This window comes from Dyella sp. OK584 (genome assembly GCF_057787755.1).
Window position 1 is genome coordinate 2,524,019 of the sequence record NZ_CM173542.1, and the last position, 16,356, is coordinate 2,540,374.

The 16,356-nt window shown below is 63.9% G+C and carries 12 protein-coding genes and 1 tRNA gene; 7 read left to right on the top strand and 6 right to left on the bottom strand.

What is annotated here, in order from left to right; translation table 11 throughout:
* Positions 1 to 96: 96 nt before the first annotated feature.
* Positions 97 to 2,673 (bottom strand): DNA mismatch repair protein MutS, encoded by a 2,577-nt coding sequence (gene mutS / locus AC3CBN_RS11315; RefSeq protein WP_488633130.1) that lies wholly within the window; start codon positions 2,671 to 2,673, stop codon positions 97 to 99.
* 229 nt (positions 2,674 to 2,902) lie between these two features.
* Between mutS and AC3CBN_RS11320 the strand changes: the two genes are divergently transcribed.
* The 7 genes from AC3CBN_RS11320 to AC3CBN_RS11350 all read left to right on the top strand — a co-directional run bounded on the left by AC3CBN_RS11320 (position 2,903) and on the right by AC3CBN_RS11350 (position 9,602).
* Positions 2,903 to 3,409 carry a CinA family protein gene (locus tag AC3CBN_RS11320; RefSeq protein WP_488633131.1) on the top strand — a complete coding sequence of 169 codons (507 nt, stop codon included), beginning with the start codon at positions 2,903 to 2,905 and terminating at the stop codon, positions 3,407 to 3,409.
* A 122-nt stretch (positions 3,410 to 3,531) separates the two neighbouring features.
* Positions 3,532 to 4,563, top strand: coding sequence for a recombinase RecA (gene recA / locus AC3CBN_RS11325; RefSeq protein WP_488633132.1), 1,032 nt, complete (start codon positions 3,532 to 3,534; stop codon positions 4,561 to 4,563).
* Positions 4,564 to 4,585: 22 nt separating this feature from the next.
* Positions 4,586 to 5,077 carry a regulatory protein RecX gene (locus AC3CBN_RS11330; protein ID WP_488633133.1) on the top strand — a complete coding sequence of 164 codons (492 nt, stop codon included), beginning with the start codon at positions 4,586 to 4,588 and terminating at the stop codon, positions 5,075 to 5,077.
* A gap of 82 nt (positions 5,078 to 5,159) precedes the next feature.
* A complete protein-coding gene (alaS, locus tag AC3CBN_RS11335) occupies positions 5,160 to 7,793 on the top strand; it encodes an alanine--tRNA ligase (RefSeq protein ID WP_488633134.1) in 2,634 nt (877 codons plus the stop codon).
* A 264-nt stretch (positions 7,794 to 8,057) separates the two neighbouring features.
* On the top strand, positions 8,058 to 8,264 hold the full coding sequence (gene csrA / locus AC3CBN_RS11340) for a carbon storage regulator CsrA (protein ID WP_430389063.1): 207 nt from the start codon (positions 8,058 to 8,060) through the stop codon (positions 8,262 to 8,264).
* Positions 8,265 to 8,338: 74 nt separating this feature from the next.
* Positions 8,339 to 8,431, top strand: a tRNA-Ser gene (locus AC3CBN_RS11345).
* Positions 8,432 to 8,756: 325 nt separating this feature from the next.
* Positions 8,757 to 9,602, top strand: a complete 846-nt coding sequence (locus tag AC3CBN_RS11350; protein ID WP_488633135.1) for a class I SAM-dependent methyltransferase — start codon at positions 8,757 to 8,759, stop codon at positions 9,600 to 9,602.
* Between the two features lie 57 nt (positions 9,603 to 9,659).
* On the opposite strand, the gene AC3CBN_RS11355 is transcribed toward AC3CBN_RS11350, so the two are convergent.
* The 5 genes from AC3CBN_RS11355 to phoR all read right to left on the bottom strand — a co-directional run bounded on the left by AC3CBN_RS11355 (position 9,660) and on the right by phoR (position 16,282).
* Positions 9,660 to 10,397 carry a UDP-2,3-diacylglucosamine diphosphatase gene (locus AC3CBN_RS11355; RefSeq protein ID WP_488633136.1) on the bottom strand — a complete coding sequence of 246 codons (738 nt, stop codon included), beginning with the start codon at positions 10,395 to 10,397 and terminating at the stop codon, positions 9,660 to 9,662.
* A 6-nt stretch (positions 10,398 to 10,403) separates the two neighbouring features.
* Complete coding sequence (locus AC3CBN_RS11360; protein ID WP_488633137.1) at positions 10,404 to 11,105, bottom strand: peptidylprolyl isomerase; 702 nt, start codon at positions 11,103 to 11,105, stop codon at positions 10,404 to 10,406.
* Between the two features lie 90 nt (positions 11,106 to 11,195).
* The gene (locus AC3CBN_RS11365) at positions 11,196 to 12,713 is read right to left on the bottom strand and encodes a Ppx/GppA phosphatase family protein (RefSeq protein ID WP_488633138.1); all 1,518 of its coding nucleotides are present in this window, start codon (positions 12,711 to 12,713) and stop codon (positions 11,196 to 11,198) included.
* 83 nt (positions 12,714 to 12,796) lie between these two features.
* Positions 12,797 to 14,899 carry a polyphosphate kinase 1 gene (gene ppk1 / locus AC3CBN_RS11370; RefSeq protein WP_488633139.1) on the bottom strand — a complete coding sequence of 701 codons (2,103 nt, stop codon included), beginning with the start codon at positions 14,897 to 14,899 and terminating at the stop codon, positions 12,797 to 12,799.
* Positions 14,900 to 15,013: 114 nt separating this feature from the next.
* Positions 15,014 to 16,282 carry a phosphate regulon sensor histidine kinase PhoR gene (phoR, locus tag AC3CBN_RS11375; protein ID WP_488633140.1) on the bottom strand — a complete coding sequence of 423 codons (1,269 nt, stop codon included), beginning with the start codon at positions 16,280 to 16,282 and terminating at the stop codon, positions 15,014 to 15,016.
* Between the last annotated feature and the right edge of the window lie 74 nt (positions 16,283 to 16,356).

Below are 16,356 nucleotides of genomic sequence, written 5' to 3' on the forward strand. Positions count from 1 at the left end.
AGCATGCTGCTGGCGGCCACATATGCCGCGGACATGCGCAGTGAGCGGCGAGGTTGCATTCCCACCGCTTGATTCACTGAGAGACGCGGGTCGACGCTACGTCAGCGCCTTGAGGCGATAGAGCGCTTCTAGCGCTTCGCGTGGCGATAGGGCATCCGGATCGATGCCCTCCAGCGCGCGTTCCACCACCGACGGCGCGGACGCGAACAGCCCCAGCTGCGGCGATTCTTGTGTCGGTGCATGGCTGCTGACAGAAGACGCGTGCTGATACATGCCACGTTCGAGTTCGGCCAGCGTGCGGCGAGCATCGGCAATCACCGATTTTGGCAAGCCAGCCAGCGCCGCCACCTGAAGGCCGAAGCTGCGGTTGGCTGGCCCTTCCTTCACTGCATGCATGAATACCAATTGCTCGCCGTACTCGACGGCATCCAAATGCACGTTGGCGATGGACGTGTATTCGTTGGCCAGCTCGGTCAGCTCGAAGTAGTGCGTGGCGAACAAGGTGTACGAGCGGCTGCTCGCTGCCAGATGCACGGCGGCGGCGCGCGCCAGCGCAAGGCCGTCGTAGGTGCTGGTGCCGCGACCCACTTCGTCCATCAGCACCAGGCTGTGCTCGGTGGCGTTGTGCAGGATGTTGGCGGTCTCACTCATTTCCACCATGAAGGTGGATTGACCGCGCGAAAGATCGTCGCCTGCACCGATGCGGGTGAAAACACGATCGATCGGGCCGATCACCGCACGTGACGCCGGTACGTAGCTGCCGATATGCGCCAACAGCACAATCAGCGCGTTCTGACGCATATATGTGGATTTACCGCCCATGTTCGGGCCGGTAATCACCAGCATGCGGCGACTGTCGTCCAACGCGAGATCGTTCGGCTCGAACGGCTCGTCGCGCACCTTTTCCACCACCGGATGGCGGCCGCGCTCGATGGCGATGCCGGGCTCGTCGGTGAGTTCGGGGGCGCTCCAGTCCAGCGCCGACGCGCGTTCCGCCAGTGTGGCAATCACATCCAGTTCGGCCATCGCAGAGGCAGCGTTCTTGAGTGGTTCGAGCTGGGCAATGAGCGTGTCGAGCAGCGCTTCGTACAGCGCGCGCTCGCGCATCAGCGAGCGCTCCTTGGCCGAGAGCACCTTGTCCTCGAAGGTCTTCAGTTCCTCGGTGATGTAGCGCTCGGCGTTCTTGGTGGTCTGGCGGCGCGTGTAATGCGTGGGCGCCTTGTCGGCCTGGCCCTTGCTGATCTCGATGTAGTAGCCATGCACGCGGTTGTAGCCAACCTTGAGCGTGTTGATGCCGCTGGCGGCCTTTTCGCGCTCTTCCAGTTCAACCAGATACTGGTCGGCGTGGGTGGCGAGGCGGCGCAGTTCGTCCAGCTCAGCGTCGTAGCCATCGGCGATGACGCCGCCGTCGCGCTGAAGTACCGGCGGTTGCGGCACCACGGCGCGGGCGAGCAGGGTGGCTGTATCAGCGTGGTCGCCGATGCGCTCCACCAGCAAGTGCAGCAACGGGCTGTCCAGCGGTGAGATGAGCGCACGCAAATCAGGCGCAGCGGCCAGGCCATCGCGCAGCGTGGAAAGATCACGCGGGCGCGCCGAGCGCAGCGCCACGCGGGCGAGGATGCGCTCCAGATCGCCTATGCCCCGCAACTGTTCGCGCAGTGGTTCGTACTGGCGATTGTCGATCAGCGTGCCGATGGCTTGATGGCGAGCGCGCAGCAATCCACGCGAACGCAACGGGCGATTGAGCCAGCGCCGCAATAGACGCGCGCCCATCGGCGTAACGGATTCGTCGAGCACGCCGAGCAAGGTGTGCTCGGTGCGGCCACTGGGGTGCGTGTCGAGCTCCAGATTGCGGCGCGTCGCCGCGTCGAGTGAGATGGTGTCGCCCGCGCTTTCCACCGCCATGCCGGATAGATGCGGCAGCGCGCTCTTCTGGGTTTCCTCGACGTAGCCGAGCAGACAGCCCGCCGCAGCAACGGCCAGCGGCATCCGGTCGGCACCGAAGCCTCCGAGATCGCGTGTGCCGAAGAAGCGGTTCAGCTCGCGTCGTGCCGCGTCGCCGTCGAAATGCCACGGCGGCCGCTTGCGCAGGCCGGGCAGGGTAGCGACGAATTTCGGCCACGCCACGTCTTCGCCGACCAGCGTTTCAGCCGGCTGCAGGCGCGCGAGTTCCGATGCCAGCGCCTCGGCGCTGGGCACTTCGCTGAGAAGGAACCGGCCGCTGGCCAGGTCCACCCAGGCCAGGCCGTAGGCGCCATGTGCGCCGGCGGATATGGCCATCAACAGGTTGTCGCGGCGCTCTTCCAGCAACGCGGCATCGGTCACCGTGCCCGGCGTGACGATGCGCACGACCTTGCGCTCCACCGGACCCTTGGAGGTGGCGGGATCGCCAATCTGCTCGCAAATGGCCACCGACTCGCCAAGGCGCACCAGCCGCGCCAGATAGTTCTCGGCGGCGTGATACGGCACACCCGCCATCGGAATTGGCTGGCCCGCCGACTGGCCGCGCTGGGTGAGCGTGATATCCAGCAGTCGCGCCGCCTTGCGCGCATCGTCGTAGAACAGCTCGTAGAAATCGCCCATGCGGAAGAACAGCAGCACATCCGGATGCTCGGCCTTGGCCGCCAGGTACTGGCGCATGAAAGGGGTGTGGTCTGAGCTGTTTCCTGACATCGAAGGCACTTTGCTGGGTGATGGATAACGGCGCCGACTGGGCGTGCCACGTTTGCCCCCAAAAAAGGGGCGCAAGCCGCTCAGGATACACATCGGGTTTTCAGGAATCAGCCCGGCGCACGGTACTGGGTCATTCAGGCCACGCCGTCAAGGCCTTGGCCTGATGGGATGGAAGGCGTAGAACGGGCAACCTCGCGTTTGCGCGTGCCTTTGGTCTCTGGAGTTTCGCATGGCCTTGTCCGTCCCCACGGATGTCGAACTTAGGGTTCTGGCAGAGCAGGTCGCTGAAAGTGTCCAGCAGCGACGGCTGATGCTGGTGACGGCCGAGTCGTGCACCGGCGGCTGGATTGCCAAGACGTTGACCGATCTGCCCGGCAGTTCGGCCTGGTTCGATGCCGGCGTGGTCACCTACAGCTACGGGGCCAAGGAAGCATTGCTGGGCGTCAACCCACGCACGCTGGAACGCACCGGCGCGGTAAGTGAGGAAACCGCGCTTGAAATGGTGTCCGGTGCATTGGCCCGTTTCGGCGCCGGTGTGGGGGTGGCGGTTACCGGCATTGCCGGCCCCAGCGGTGGCACCGTGGACAAGCCGGTCGGCACCGTGTGGATCGGCTGGAAGCGTCGCGGCGGCTACGCGTATGCCCAGCTGTTCCATTTCGGTGGCGATCGCGAGGCGGTGCGCCGGCAGACGGTGGCGGCGGCGCTCAGCGGCGTGCTCAAGGCGCTGACGGATTAGGCCACCATGGCCTTCAGAGCCGGCTTGACCAGTGTGGGATACTCCTGATTCTCAGATCGCAGCCCGTGAGACAAAGCGCGGGCATCATGCCTTTCATTCACTGCCACCCAGGATTCAAGACGATGGATGACAACAAGCGCCGCGCGCTCACTTCCGCCCTCGGCCAGATCGAGAAGCAGTTTGGCAAGGGCGCCGTCATGCGCATGGGCGACCGCGTCGACGAAGCCATCGAAACCGTATCCACCGGTTCGCTGGGCCTGGACATTGCGCTGGGTATCGGCGGCCTGCCGCGCGGCCGCGTGGTCGAAATCTACGGTCCGGAATCCTCGGGCAAGACCACTCTGACCCTGCAAGTCATCGCCAACTGCCAGAAGAACGGCGGCACGGCGGCCTTCGTCGACGCAGAGCACGCCCTGGACCCGACCTACGCCGCCAAGCTGGGCGTGAACGTGGACGACCTGCTGGTCTCGCAGCCGGACACCGGTGAGCAGGCGCTGGAAATCGCCGACATGCTGGTGCGCTCGGGCGCCGTGGACGTGGTGGTGGTCGACTCGGTCGCCGCGCTCACGCCCAAGGCCGAAATCGAGGGCGAAATGGGCGACTCCCATGTCGGCCTGCACGCCCGCCTGATGAGCCAGGCGCTTCGCAAGCTCACCGCCAACATCAAGAAGTCTGGCTGCCTGGTGATCTTCATCAACCAGATCCGCATGAAGATCGGCGTGATGTTCGGCAGCCCGGAAACCACCACCGGCGGCAACGCGCTGAAGTTCTACGCCTCGGTGCGTCTGGACATCCGCCGCATCGGCGCGGTGAAGAAGGGCGAAGAAGTCATCGGTTCGGAAACCCGCGTCAAGGTGGTCAAGAACAAGGTGGCGCCGCCGTTCCGCCAGGCCGAGTTCGAAATCCTCTACGGCGAGGGCACCTCGCGCGAAGGCGAGATCATCGAGCTGGGCGTGGCGCAGAACCTGGTCGACAAGTCCGGCGCCTGGTACAGCTACAAGGGCGACCGCATCGGCCAGGGCAAGGAGAACGTGCGTCAGTTCCTGCGCGACAACCCGGCCATTGCCAACGACATCGATCAGCAGCTGCGCGCCAAGCTGCTGGTGAGCAGCGGTAACTCGCCGCTGCCCGCAGTCGAGACCGAAGAGGCCTGATCCTCCAGCCACTGGTCGCGTAATGCCTCGCCGCGGAAGCGACAAACCGGATAAGCCCAGCGCCTACAGCAAGGCGCTGGGCTTGCTGGCGCGCAGGGAACATTCCCGGCGCGAGCTCAAGCTCAAGTTGCGCCAGGGCGGCTATGAGGGCGAGGAGGCGGGCGAGGCACTCGATCGCCTGGGCGAGCAGCACTACCAGGACGATGATCGTTTCGCCGAGATGCTGGTGCGCAGCCGCGTGGCACAGGGCTATGGCCCGATGCGCCTGCGGGCGGAACTGAAGAGCCACGGGTTGCCAGATGCCCGCATCCGCGCAGTGCTGGACGCGGCCGAGGTTGACTGGACCGCCGTTGCCGCCGCTCAGTTGCGCCGCCGCTATGGTGGCAGGGCCCCGGCGGACCCCGCGGAAAAGGCCCGCCGGGCGCAATTTCTCTTGCGTCGAGGCTTTCCCGCCGCCACAGTACGGAGTGTTACCCACGCTGACGTGGACGACGCTGCCGATGACGATGCCTGACCTCCCCGCAGCTGGGGCGGGTGAGCGCCGTTTCGGCGCCGTTTTCCGGGCGTGACCATTCCGCCAGGTCTTCCCCAGCCGCATGAAAACTGCCGAAATCCGTTCGACTTTCCTCGACTATTTCCGTTCGAAAGGGCACACCATCGTGCCGTCCAGTTCGCTGGTGCCGGCCAGTGACCCGACGTTGCTGTTCACCAACTCGGGCATGGTGCAGTTCAAGAACGTATTCCTCGGCAGTGAGAAGCTGCCCTACGTGCGCGCGGCCGACGTGCAGCGTTGCCTGCGTGCGGGCGGCAAGCACAACGACCTCGATTCGGTCGGCTACACCGCGCGTCATCACACGTTCTTCGAGATGCTCGGCAACTGGTCGTTCGGCGATTATTTCAAGCGCGACGCCATTGCCTACGCGTGGGAACTGCTGACCGATGTTCTGAAGCTGCCCAGGGACAAGCTGTGGGTCACGGTGTATCACACCGATGACGAGGCCTACGGCATCTGGAACAAGGAAATGGGCGTGCCTGCCGAGCGCATTGTGCGCATCGGCGACAACAAGGGCGCGCCGTTCGCTTCGGACAACTTCTGGCAGATGGCCGACACGGGTCCCTGCGGTCCGTGTACCGAAATATTCTTCGACCACGGTCCGGATATCGCCGGTGGTCCTCCGGGTTCGCCGGACGAAGATGGCGACCGTTACATCGAGATCTGGAATCTGGTGTTCATGCAGTTTGACCGTGCGCCAGACGGCACGCTGTCGCCGCTGCCGGCACCGTGCGTGGACACTGGCATGGGCTTGGAGCGCCTGGCCGCCGTGCTGCAGCACGTGCATTCCAACTACGAGATCGACCTGTTTCAGCACCTGATCAAGGTGGCTGCCGAGCTGACCCACACCAAGGATCTGGCCAACAAGTCGCTGCGCGTGATTGCCGACCACATCCGCGCTTGCTCGTTCCTCATTGTCGATGGTGTGCTTCCTTCGAACGAAGGTCGTGGTTACGTGCTTCGCCGCATCGTCCGTCGCGCATTGCGCCATGGATGGATGCTGGGCGTACGCGGCGATTTCTTCTGGAAGATGGTGCAGCCGCTAGTCGAGGAAATGGGCGAGGCCTATCCGGAGCTGGCCGCCAAGCAGTCGTTCGTCAAGGATGCGCTTCGCACTGAGGAGCGTCGCTTTGGCGAGACGCTGGAGAACGGCATGCGCCTGTTCGATGCGGTCGCGGCGAAGGCCAACGGCAGCATCCCTGGCGCCGACGCGTTCCGTCTGTACGACACGTACGGCTTCCCGGTCGACCTCACCGCCGACATTGCGCGCGAACGTGGCCTCACGGTGGACATGGACGGCTTCGAGCAGTCCATGAAGGAACAGCAGGAGCGCAGTCGTGAAGGTGGCCGCTTCGAGGCCAAGGGCCAGATGCCGGCCGAGCTGGCCAGCCAGCTCGCGCCTACGGCATTCCTTGGCTATGACGCGTTGACTGGTGCAGGCAAGGTCATCGGTATCGTTCGCGCCGGCAAGCAGCTGGAGCAGCTGGGTGAGGGCGAAGAAGGCCTGGTCATTCTCGACCGCACGCCGTTCTACGCCGAGTCGGGCGGCCAGGTGGGTGATATCGGTGCGATGCTCAGTGCCGCGGGTCGTTTCAATGTGAGCGACACGCTCAAGATGGGCGGCGTTTTTTTCGGCCATGCCGGCCGTTGGCATGGCGCGCAGCCGTTGCGTGTGGGCGACACGGTCGACGCGAGCGTCGATGGCGTGCGTCGTCAGGCTATCGTGCTCAATCACTCGGCAACCCACTTGCTGCATGCCGCATTGCGTAAGGTGCTGGGCGAACATGTCACGCAGAAGGGTTCGCTGGTTGCGCCAGAACGCCTGCGCTTCGACTTCTCGCACTTCAAGCCGCTTGGCGCGGACGAGCTGCGTGAGATCGAGACCCTGGTGAACGCCGAGGTGCGTCGCAACGCAACTGCCGAAGTCCACCAGATGGGTTACGACGCCGCGATCGAGTTCGGCGCGATGGCGCTGTTCGGCGAAAAGTACGGCGACGAAGTGCGCGTGCTCAAGATGGGTGATTTTTCTACCGAGCTCTGCGGCGGCACCCATGTGGGCCGCACGGGTGACATCGGCTTGTTCAAGATTGTCAGCGAGTCCGGTGTGGCTTCCGGGGTGCGTCGTATCGAAGCGGTGACCGGTGCCGGCGCGCTCGCCTATGTCGCCGATGAGGAGCGTCGCCTTGGCGAGTTCTCGCAGCTGTTGTCAGCGCATGGTGACGATGCCGTGGAGAAGCTGCGCCAGTTGTTCGACAAGCAGAAGAAGCTTGAGCGCGAGCTGGAATCGTTGCGCGCAAAGGCAGCCGGCTCCGCAACCGCTGACCTGGCTTCGACGGCGCACAGCATCGACGGTATCAAGATTGTAGCCGCCCGCCTTGAAGGCCTGGACGCCAAGGCGCTGCGCGACAGCATGGACCAGCTCAAGCAGCAGATGTCGGACTGCGTGATCCTGCTTGCCGGCGCGGCCGACGGCCGCGTGTCGTTGGTTGCCGGCGTGAACGGCAAGGCTTTGGGTCGGGTAAAGGCTGGCGATGTGGTGGCCCATGTGGCCGGGCAGATCGACGGCAAGGGCGGTGGTCGCCCTGACATGGCACAGGGCGGCGGTACGGATAGCGCCGAGCTGCCTCGCATCCTGAACGGTCTTGTCGGCTGGATCGGGGAGCGGTTGGCTTCCTGAAGTGGGGTCAACTGCTCAGACTCCGTTCCCGTTTACGCATTGCGCTGCCCGCGGACGCTCGGCTAGTATCCAAACACTGCCGGCACCGCTTGTTGCGACGGTGTCGCTCGACTTGGCATCTACAGGGGATGCCTCGTCTGTGAACCGGGAAGGCGGTAGGGCCTTCGGCGGGTAAAGATCGTCGAACTGTTCAGACGGTAAGGCTCAGGGGTGAGGCGTAACCGTCTGTTGGCCTATGACCAAAGTATTCATGGAGTGGCAAACATGTTGATTCTGACCCGCAGGGTCGGTGAAACCTTGATGATCGGTGACGAGGTGACCGTTACCGTTCTGGGCGTGAAGGGCAATCAGGTGCGTATTGGCATCAATGCGCCCAAGAACGTCGCCGTGCATCGCGAAGAGATCTATCAGCGGATCAAGAACGAGCACGAGCCGGATGGCAGCGCCTCCGGCGAGACTGGCGAACACTGACAGGCAATTAAAGCTTTACCTCAAGCGCGCCGGTTAGTATCCTTGCCGGCTCCGCAGAGATGCGGACAAAAAACGGAGAGATGCCCGAGAGGCCGAAGGGGCTCCCCTGCTAAGGGAGTATAGGGTCAAAAGCCTTATCGAGGGTTCGAATCCCTCTCTCTCCGCCATCCGCAAAAAGCCCCTGTTTTTACAGGGGTTTTTTATTGCCTGAAAAACGGCACGATGACACCTCGCCAGGCGTCTGCCGCATCGGTTGCCTGGTACTTTTGCGAGCGTCTTTCACTTCGCTGGACGGTATCCTCGCGCGGTAACCGCCATTGGGCTGCGTGCCATCAAGGGTCGCTTGAAGAGACCGAACTCGTCGGCGTTGTCCGCGCCGCGTTTCTGTACTTATGAATGCGCAGTACAGTGCGCTGCTTGCTCATTTTCGGCGTGCTATCAATAGCTGGGGTCATGGCGACTTTCTTCTCTTTGGAATGAGGGAACGTGAGCATGAGGTCTGTCTCAGCTTTGTCTGGCGGACCGCTCGGCGATAGCGCAGGGCGGGACTATTCACGCAAATTGCGGCTCTTCAATCTCTTTGCCGCGCCCGAGCTGCGGGAAGCCATCGCTAGCGCGAGGCTGCGGCCAGACATGTGGGTATTGGATGCGGGTTGCGGCACGGGCGAAGCGCTGCAGTGGCTGGCGGAATCCGTACCAGACGGCCTGGCTGTCGGCGCCGATCTTTCGCTACCGCACCTTGCGGCTTGCGCGCGGGGTCAGAGCAACAGCGCGCTCCTGCAGGCGGATCTATCCCGCTTGCCACTTCGCGAGGCCAGCATGGATTTCATCTGGTGCGTCAATGCCATCCACCATCTGCGCGATCCAGTGGCAGCCCTGCAGGCGCTGTCTTCGTTGCTGCGTGTCGGTGGGCGAGTTGCGCTTGGCCAGAGTTCGTTCCTGCCCGATATGTATTTTGCGTGGGATGCGCGGCTCGAACGACTGACGAACGAAGCCGTGCGGCGCTACTACCGCGAGCGGTATGGCCTGGAGGAACGAGACCTCACGGCGGTCCGCGCCATGGTTGGCCTTATGCGCAATGTCGGGCTCCACAACGTCGAAGCACTAACGTTTTCCATCGAACGCATCTCTCCGGTGAACCCTGACACCGAGGCCTATCTACAGGAGGCGATTTTTCGCGACACCTGGGGCGAGCGGCTGCGGCCATATCTGTCGAGCGAGGACTACGTCGAACTGACGCGCCTGTGCAATCCGCAGCATGCAGACTATGCATTACGCCGCGACGATTTTCATTTCATCCAGACGTTCACGCTGGTGATTGGCACGCGTCAGGAATAACTCGCCGTGAAGGTTGGAAAAGATGCATCTCCAACCGAAGGCTGGCCGATTCAGGTGTTACGACGCTTCATTCAACGTCAGTCCACGCAACTTGCTTCCATACGGTGTCACTCGCAGCACTGAACCGTGTTCGTACCAGTCACCCAGCACGATGCGTTCGGCCGGGTGGTCGTCCAGATCGAAGCGATGGGTGGCGGGGCGATGCGTATGACCGTGGATCAGTCGCGTCACGCCGGCCTTGCGCATGGCGTCGGCCACGGCATCGGCGTTGACGTCCATGATGGTTTCCTGGGTGCTGCCGGTATGCGCGCGGCTGTCTTCACGCGCCTTGACGGCGAACGCACGGCGCGCTTCCAGTGGCATGGACAGGATCTGTGCTTTCCATTCCGGCGTACGCACCTGTTTGCGCACGGTCTGGTAGGCGATGTCATCGGTGCAAAGCACGTCGCCGTGCATCAGCAGCGTGGGCCGGCCGTAGAGGTCGTGCACGGTGCCGTCGTCAAGCAGGGTAAACCCGGCGCGCTGCGCGAAATCCTCACCGAGAAGGAAGTCGCGATTGCCGACCATGAAGTACACCGGCACGCCACTATCGCGCAGCGTCTTCGTTGCGTGGGCGATGCGTCCGGGCAATGGCGCATCGTCGTCGTCTCCAACCCATGCCTCGACCAGGTCACCGAGGATGTACAGCGCGTCTGCGGAGCGGGCTTCGTCGCTGGCGAGGAAATGCTCGAACAGGCGGGTGATCTGCGGGCGGCTGTCGTCCAGGTGCAGATCGGCGATGAACAGCGTGGCCACGGCGCTTCAGCCCTTCGCCTTGCCGTTGGGCTTCCCACCTTTAGTGGGTGTGGTGGCCGGCTTCTCTGCGGCTGGCGCGGCGGGGCTGGCAGCCGCCGGCGCCGCCTCGCCAACGACGGTGGCGCTGTCGATCACCACGAGCGGGTTGGGCACGTCGCCAGCGAATGGACCCAGGCCGCGGGTGGGCAGGGCGGCGATCTTGTCGACCACGTCCATACCCTTTACGACCTTGCCAAACACGGCATATCCCCAGGTCAAGCCGCTCTGGTTGCCGACAAAATCGAGGCGGCGGTTGTCCACCAGATTGAAGAAGAACTGCGACGTTCCCGAGTTGGGATCGGCGCCGCGTGCCACGGCAACCGTGCCGCGTAGGTTGGACAGGCCATTATCCGCTTCGCTGGTAATGGCTGAGTGCGTGCGCTTGGATTGCAGGTCGCGTGTATACAAGCCGCCCTGCACCAGGTAACCCTGAATACCGCGATGGAACACGGTGCCGCTGTAGAAGCCGTCATGCACGTATTGCAGGAAGTTGGCAACGCTCTTGGGGGCCTTGTCGGGAAACAGCTCGATCGTGATGTCGCCCTGCGAGGTGTGCATCACCACTTCAGGATGCGTTTGCGCGGCTGGTGTCGTGGCTGGCTTGGCAGCTTGGGCGAGAAGCGTGAGCGGCGATATCAGCAAGGCAGCGGTGAGCAGGATTCGGGACATGGCGTATCGGGCGGCGTGTGGCATCAGGACATCATACGCGGCGAAGGCGCGCTGTGGGCCTGCACCTACGAGTGGCCGTATGGGCTAAGGTCAGGACGGATGGACTTCCAACAGCAGGCCTAGTTCATTCATGGGCACTTGCTCCTGCTCCAGGTCCGCTTCGCTCAGTGGATGCTGTTCCAGCCAGGCTGAAGGCAGAACCAGGCGCAAGCGATGGCTGGTAGCGGCCAGTTGCATCTGCGGCAACGATTCGGCTCGGCGCGCGCGGCGGAACAACACCGCCAGTCGCAGCAAGGCTGTGATGTAGCGTGCCAGCTGACGGTAGCGCTGAGGCAGGGCCGAGAAGGTGGCCTTGTCAGGCTTGCGTCGGTGCGATTCCACGATGGCGGCCAGCAGCTGCTGTTCCTGGCGGGAGAAGCCGGCCAGGTCGGCGTGGCGCAGGATATAGGCGCCATGATGGTGATGCTGACTGTGCGCGATGGCCAGGCCGATCTCGTGCACGCGCGAAGCCCACGACAACCACTCTCGCGCCTCGCTATCGAGCTTCCAGTGACGCACGATCTGGTCGAAAAACATCAGCGCGGTCGACTCCACACGCCGTGCCTGGGCGCGGTCCACGCCGTAGCGGTTGGCCAGCGCGTCGATGCTTGCGGTCCGTGGGTCGCTGCCGCCGGCGCGGCCGATCAGGTCCCAGAGCAGACCTTCGCGCATCGAGCTTTCGCAGACGCGCATCCGCTCGATGCCCAGTGCCTCGAATGCCGCCTCGAAAATCACCACGCCACCGGCGATCACCGGGGCGCGATCCTCGCCGAGGCCGGGCAGCTTCAGGCTGCCAATCTGGCCCTGGGCCAGCAGTGCGTCGCGGAGCGAAGCCAGCGATGCGGGCGTGATGCCATCGTCGGAGAACTTCATCGCCTGCACGACCGAGCCGATGGCCTTTGCCGTGCCCGACGAACCATAGGCTTCCACCCAACCCGACTCGCGGTAGTCCTCGGAGAACTGCTGCAGTAGCACGCCGATTTCGCTGTTCGCGCGCTGCCAGCGCTTGCGGTTGAGCTTGCCGCCAGGGAAGAAGCGCAGCGTGGAGGCGATGCAGCCGGCCTGCACGCTTTCCGTGTGCATGGGCGCAAAGCCGCGACCGATGATGAACTCGGTGCTGCCGCCGCCCACGTCGATCACCAGCCGGCTTTCGCGCGAAGCGGGTAGGTCGTGCGACGATCCCAGGAAAATCAGGCGGCCTTCCTCGCGTCCGGACACGATTTCCACCGGTTGGCCCAACGCAGACTCGGCCGCAGTGAGGAACGACTGCGGGGACGCTAGCCGGCGCACGGTGTTGGTGGCCACCGCACGCACGCGGATAGACGGCACGCCGGCAATGCGCTGGCCGAAGCGGGCCAGGCAATTGAGCGCGCGGGCGCGGTGCTCGGCATCCAGCGTGCCATCGGCGCGCAGGCCGGCGGCCATGCGTACGGTTTCGCGCAAACGGTCGATCACGCGCGGCTCGCCGTGCTCCACCCGGGCCACCACCATGTGGTAGCTGTTGGACCCCATGTCCACGGCGGCAATCAGTTCGCCGTCCTTGATCTGGATCTGATCGCCTTGGCTCATGCGGGGCTCGTATCGGGCTGCAAGGAACGGATTCTCTCACGCCACCGGCATGTCGCGAAGTCGCAGTTGAGCTTGCGGCCCAGTCAGACGCTCAATGGAACCAGCTTGTTGAGCAGGGTCTGCTGTGCGCTGTGCGGCGGGGCATCGCCCGGCTCGGCGCGGGTGTAGCGCCCCTTGTTGTCGAGCAGCCAGGCATCGGTGTTGTCGGCCAGGTAGTTCGCCAGCGTTTCGTCGTACACGCGCTTGGCCAGGATGGGGTCAAGGATGGGGAAGGCCACCTCGATACGGCGCATCAGGTTGCGTTCCATCCAGTCGGCGCTTCCGCAGTAGATCTCTGGCGCGCCATCGTTGGCGAACCAGTACACGCGGCTGTGCTCCAGGAAGCGTCCGACGATCGATCGAACCCTGATGCGCTCGGAAATGCCTGGCAGGCCCGGGCGCAACGTACACGCTCCTCTCACGATCAGGTCGATCTCAACACCGGCCTGCGAGGCGCGATACAGCGCCTGGATCACATGAGCCTCATTGAGCGCGTTGAGCTTGGCGACGATGCGTGCCGGCCGGCCGGCTTCGGCGTGGGCGGTTTCGCGCTCGATCTTGTCCAGCACGCTGCGATAGAGCGTGAACGGTGAATGCAACAGTTGCTGCAGTTCGATCACCGGTCCCAGCCCCGACAGTTGCTGGAACACCTTGTGCAGGTCGTCGCCAATGCCAGGATGCGCCGTCATCAGGCCGATGTCGGTGTAGGTGCGGCTGTTGGCCTGGTGGTAGTTGCCGGTGGACAGGTGCACGTAGCGGCGCAACACGTTGTCCTCGCGACGCACGATCAACAGCATCTTGGCGTGGGTCTTGTATCCCACCACGCCGTAGACGACTTGCACGCCAGCTTCCTGCAGGCGCGTGGCGAGGCGGATATTGGCCTCCTCGTCAAACCGCGCGCGCAGCTCGATCACCACCGTGACGTCCTTGCCGTTGCGGGCGGCTTCCACCAGCAGATCGACCAGTGGAGTGTCCACGCCAGCACGATAGAGCGTCTGCTTGATCGCCAGCACGGCCGGGTCCTGCGTGGCCTGGCGCAGCAGGTCTACCACCGCGGCGAAGGATTCGTATGGGTGATGTAGCAGCACGTCCTGCTGACGCAGTACTTCGAACTTGCAGCGGCTGGCATCGAACACTCGTGGCAGCAGTGGAATGAAACGGGGAAATTTCAGTTCCGGCCGCTCCAGCCCCTCATAGATGGTTCCGGCACGGATGATGTTGACGGGACCGTCGCAACGATAGACGTCCGTTTCTTCCAGCTCGAAATGGGCGATCAGCATGGCGACGATCGCCTTGGGGCAGTCGTTGCCGATCTCCAGCCGCACCGGGCGGGCATAGCCACGACCCAGCAATTCCTCGCTAAGCGCTCGTGCGAGGTTGTCGACCTCGGCCTCCTCGACCATGAGCTCGCTGTTGCGTGTGACGCGAAATTGATAGGCGCCGGCCACCTTGAAGCCAGGAAACATCAGATCGACGAAACCCTGCAGCAGTTCAGCGAGAAAGATGTAGTAAACGCCATCGCCGCATACTTCGTCCGGAAGCCGAATGATGCGAGGCAGCGAGCGCGGCGCGCGCACCAACGCCATGTGTCCTTCGCGGCCGAACGCATCGCGGCCCTTCAGCACCACTGCGATGTTCAGTGTCTTGTTGAGGATGCGCGGAAACGGGTGCGCCGGGTCCAGGCCCAGCGGCGACAGGACCGGCAGCACCTCGCTCTCGAAGTAGCCCTGGAGCCAGCGGCGCTGTCGCTCGGTCCAGCGGTCGCGCGTAAGAAAGTGGATGCCTTCGACATCCAGTGCGGGGCGCAATTCCTCCTGCCACGTCGCATATTGCTCGGCGACCAGGTCCAGTACGCGTTTGCGGATGCGGGTGAGCAGTTCGCCGGAAGACAATCCGTCCGGACCAGGTGCTGCGGAGCCAAACATGTGGTGGTGCTTGAGCATGGCCACGCGCACCTCGAAGAACTCGTCGAGGTTGTTGGCGACGATGCTCAGGAAGCGCAGCCGCTCCAGCAGCGGCATGCGTGCATCTCGTGCTTGCGCAAGAACGCGGAAGTTGAATTCGAGGGCCGCCAGCTCGCGGCTGAGATAAAGCTCGGGAGCGGCACGGTCGGCGACAGGTGAAGGCGTGGAGGGTTTACGGCGCATTCCCCCATTCTGGCCGATGCCGCGCGTCAGTACATGGCGCACCGCCGCGTAGTGTGACGCCCGTTCAGCTCGGCTGCCCGTGGCACGGCTGGGCGCGCCGCATCTGGGGGCGACTCAGTCCGGATCACCCACCCCTGGGGCCAGCAGGCGCTCGTTGCTGAACCAGCAGGAGAAGGTGGAACCCCGGCCCGGCTCGCTCTCAATCTCCAGCCGTGCCTGATGCAGGTTCAGCACGTGCTTGACGATGGACAGGCCGAGCCCGGTGCCGCCGCTTTCGCGCGAGCGGCTGGACGACACGCGATAGAAGCGCTCGGTGAGACGCGCCAAGTGCGTGGCCGGAATGCCGTAGCCGGTGTCGGTGACCGAGTAGATCGCACCTTCCGACGTGCGTCGCCAACGGATGGTGATCCGCCCACCGGTGGGCGTGTAGCGCACGGCGTTGCTCACCAGGTTGGAAAGCGCGCTGTGCAAATCTTTCACCGAGCCCAGCAGGTCGAACTCGGCGGTGGATTCAAGCGTGATCTGATGGCGGCCCTGGCTAAGCGCCTCGGCTTCCTTGCGGATGGTCGCCAGCAGTGGCGTCATCTGCACGCGCTCGTCCTGCACGCGCTCCTGCGTTTCCAGGCGCGAGAGCGTTAGCAAGTCTTCGACGATCTGTCCCATGCGCTTGGACTGCGCGCGCATTTCATTGAGCACCGGCGCGAGTTCCGGCACGTCTTCCGGATCGATCAGTTCGAGATAGCCATGGATCACTGTGAGCGGTGTGCGCAACTCGTGCGACACGTTGGCCACAAAATCGCGACGAATTTGTTCCAGTCGCGTGAGATGGCTGATATCGCGAGCCAACAGCAGACGTTGGCGCCGACCGAACGGCAGCAGCGTCACGTTGATGTGGCGATTGGGATGGCCCGGTGCCGCCACGTCGTTGAGCGGTTCGCGCGCACCACCTTTCAACCACGTGGCCAACTCCGTGGTGCTGAGGCGCTCATCGAGATGTGCGCCCCGGTCCTGCGGGCGGCGCAAGCCCAGCAGGTCTTCGGCGGCGTGGTTGAACCAGCGGACGTGCTGCTCGTTATCAAGCAGGACGACCGCATCAGGCAGGCTGCCGGCGGCACTGCGCAGATCGCGCAGACTGGAGGCGATGCGGCGGGAGCGCGTCATGAAACGGTCATGCTGGAGGGAAGTCACCGTGAAATTTTGCGTCATCATGAGCTTCGCTTGATGACGGATTCGGGTCAGGAGGAAGACGATTTCCGCGATGGCAACCAGCGCTGCGCCTGTAGCAACATGCCCGCCCGCGAGCCAGCCGACGATAGCGCCCGCGAGCAGTCCGGCGACAAGTGCAGCCGGCAGCTTCCAGGAGCGATCGAAGATGTTTGGCATGGGGGCGGTCAGTCGAAAGTGCCGGGCTGGCGGTGCGCCAGCATCGGCAAAAGCCTGCACTCCCGCAAGAGAGA

What these genes read in the sequence shown, in the direction of transcription:
- mutS (WP_488633130.1), bottom strand. Translation starts at nt 2,673, where the DNA reads ATGTCAGGAAACAGCTCAGACCACACCCCTTTCATGCGCCAGTACCTG.
- AC3CBN_RS11320 (WP_488633131.1), top strand. Translation starts at nt 2,903, where the DNA reads ATGGCCTTGTCCGTCCCCACGGATGTCGAACTTAGGGTTCTGGCAGAG.
- recA (WP_488633132.1), top strand. Translation starts at nt 3,532, where the DNA reads ATGGATGACAACAAGCGCCGCGCGCTCACTTCCGCCCTCGGCCAGATC.
- AC3CBN_RS11330 (WP_488633133.1), top strand. Translation starts at nt 4,586, where the DNA reads ATGCCTCGCCGCGGAAGCGACAAACCGGATAAGCCCAGCGCCTACAGC.
- alaS (WP_488633134.1), top strand. Translation starts at nt 5,160, where the DNA reads ATGAAAACTGCCGAAATCCGTTCGACTTTCCTCGACTATTTCCGTTCG.
- csrA (WP_430389063.1), top strand. Translation starts at nt 8,058, where the DNA reads ATGTTGATTCTGACCCGCAGGGTCGGTGAAACCTTGATGATCGGTGAC.
- AC3CBN_RS11350 (WP_488633135.1), top strand. Translation starts at nt 8,757, where the DNA reads ATGAGGTCTGTCTCAGCTTTGTCTGGCGGACCGCTCGGCGATAGCGCA.
- AC3CBN_RS11360 (WP_488633137.1), bottom strand. Translation starts at nt 11,105, where the DNA reads ATGTCCCGAATCCTGCTCACCGCTGCCTTGCTGATATCGCCGCTCACG.
- AC3CBN_RS11365 (WP_488633138.1), bottom strand. Translation starts at nt 12,713, where the DNA reads ATGAGCCAAGGCGATCAGATCCAGATCAAGGACGGCGAACTGATTGCC.
- ppk1 (WP_488633139.1), bottom strand. Translation starts at nt 14,899, where the DNA reads ATGCGCCGTAAACCCTCCACGCCTTCACCTGTCGCCGACCGTGCCGCT.
- phoR (WP_488633140.1), bottom strand. Translation starts at nt 16,282, where the DNA reads ATGCCAAACATCTTCGATCGCTCCTGGAAGCTGCCGGCTGCACTTGTC.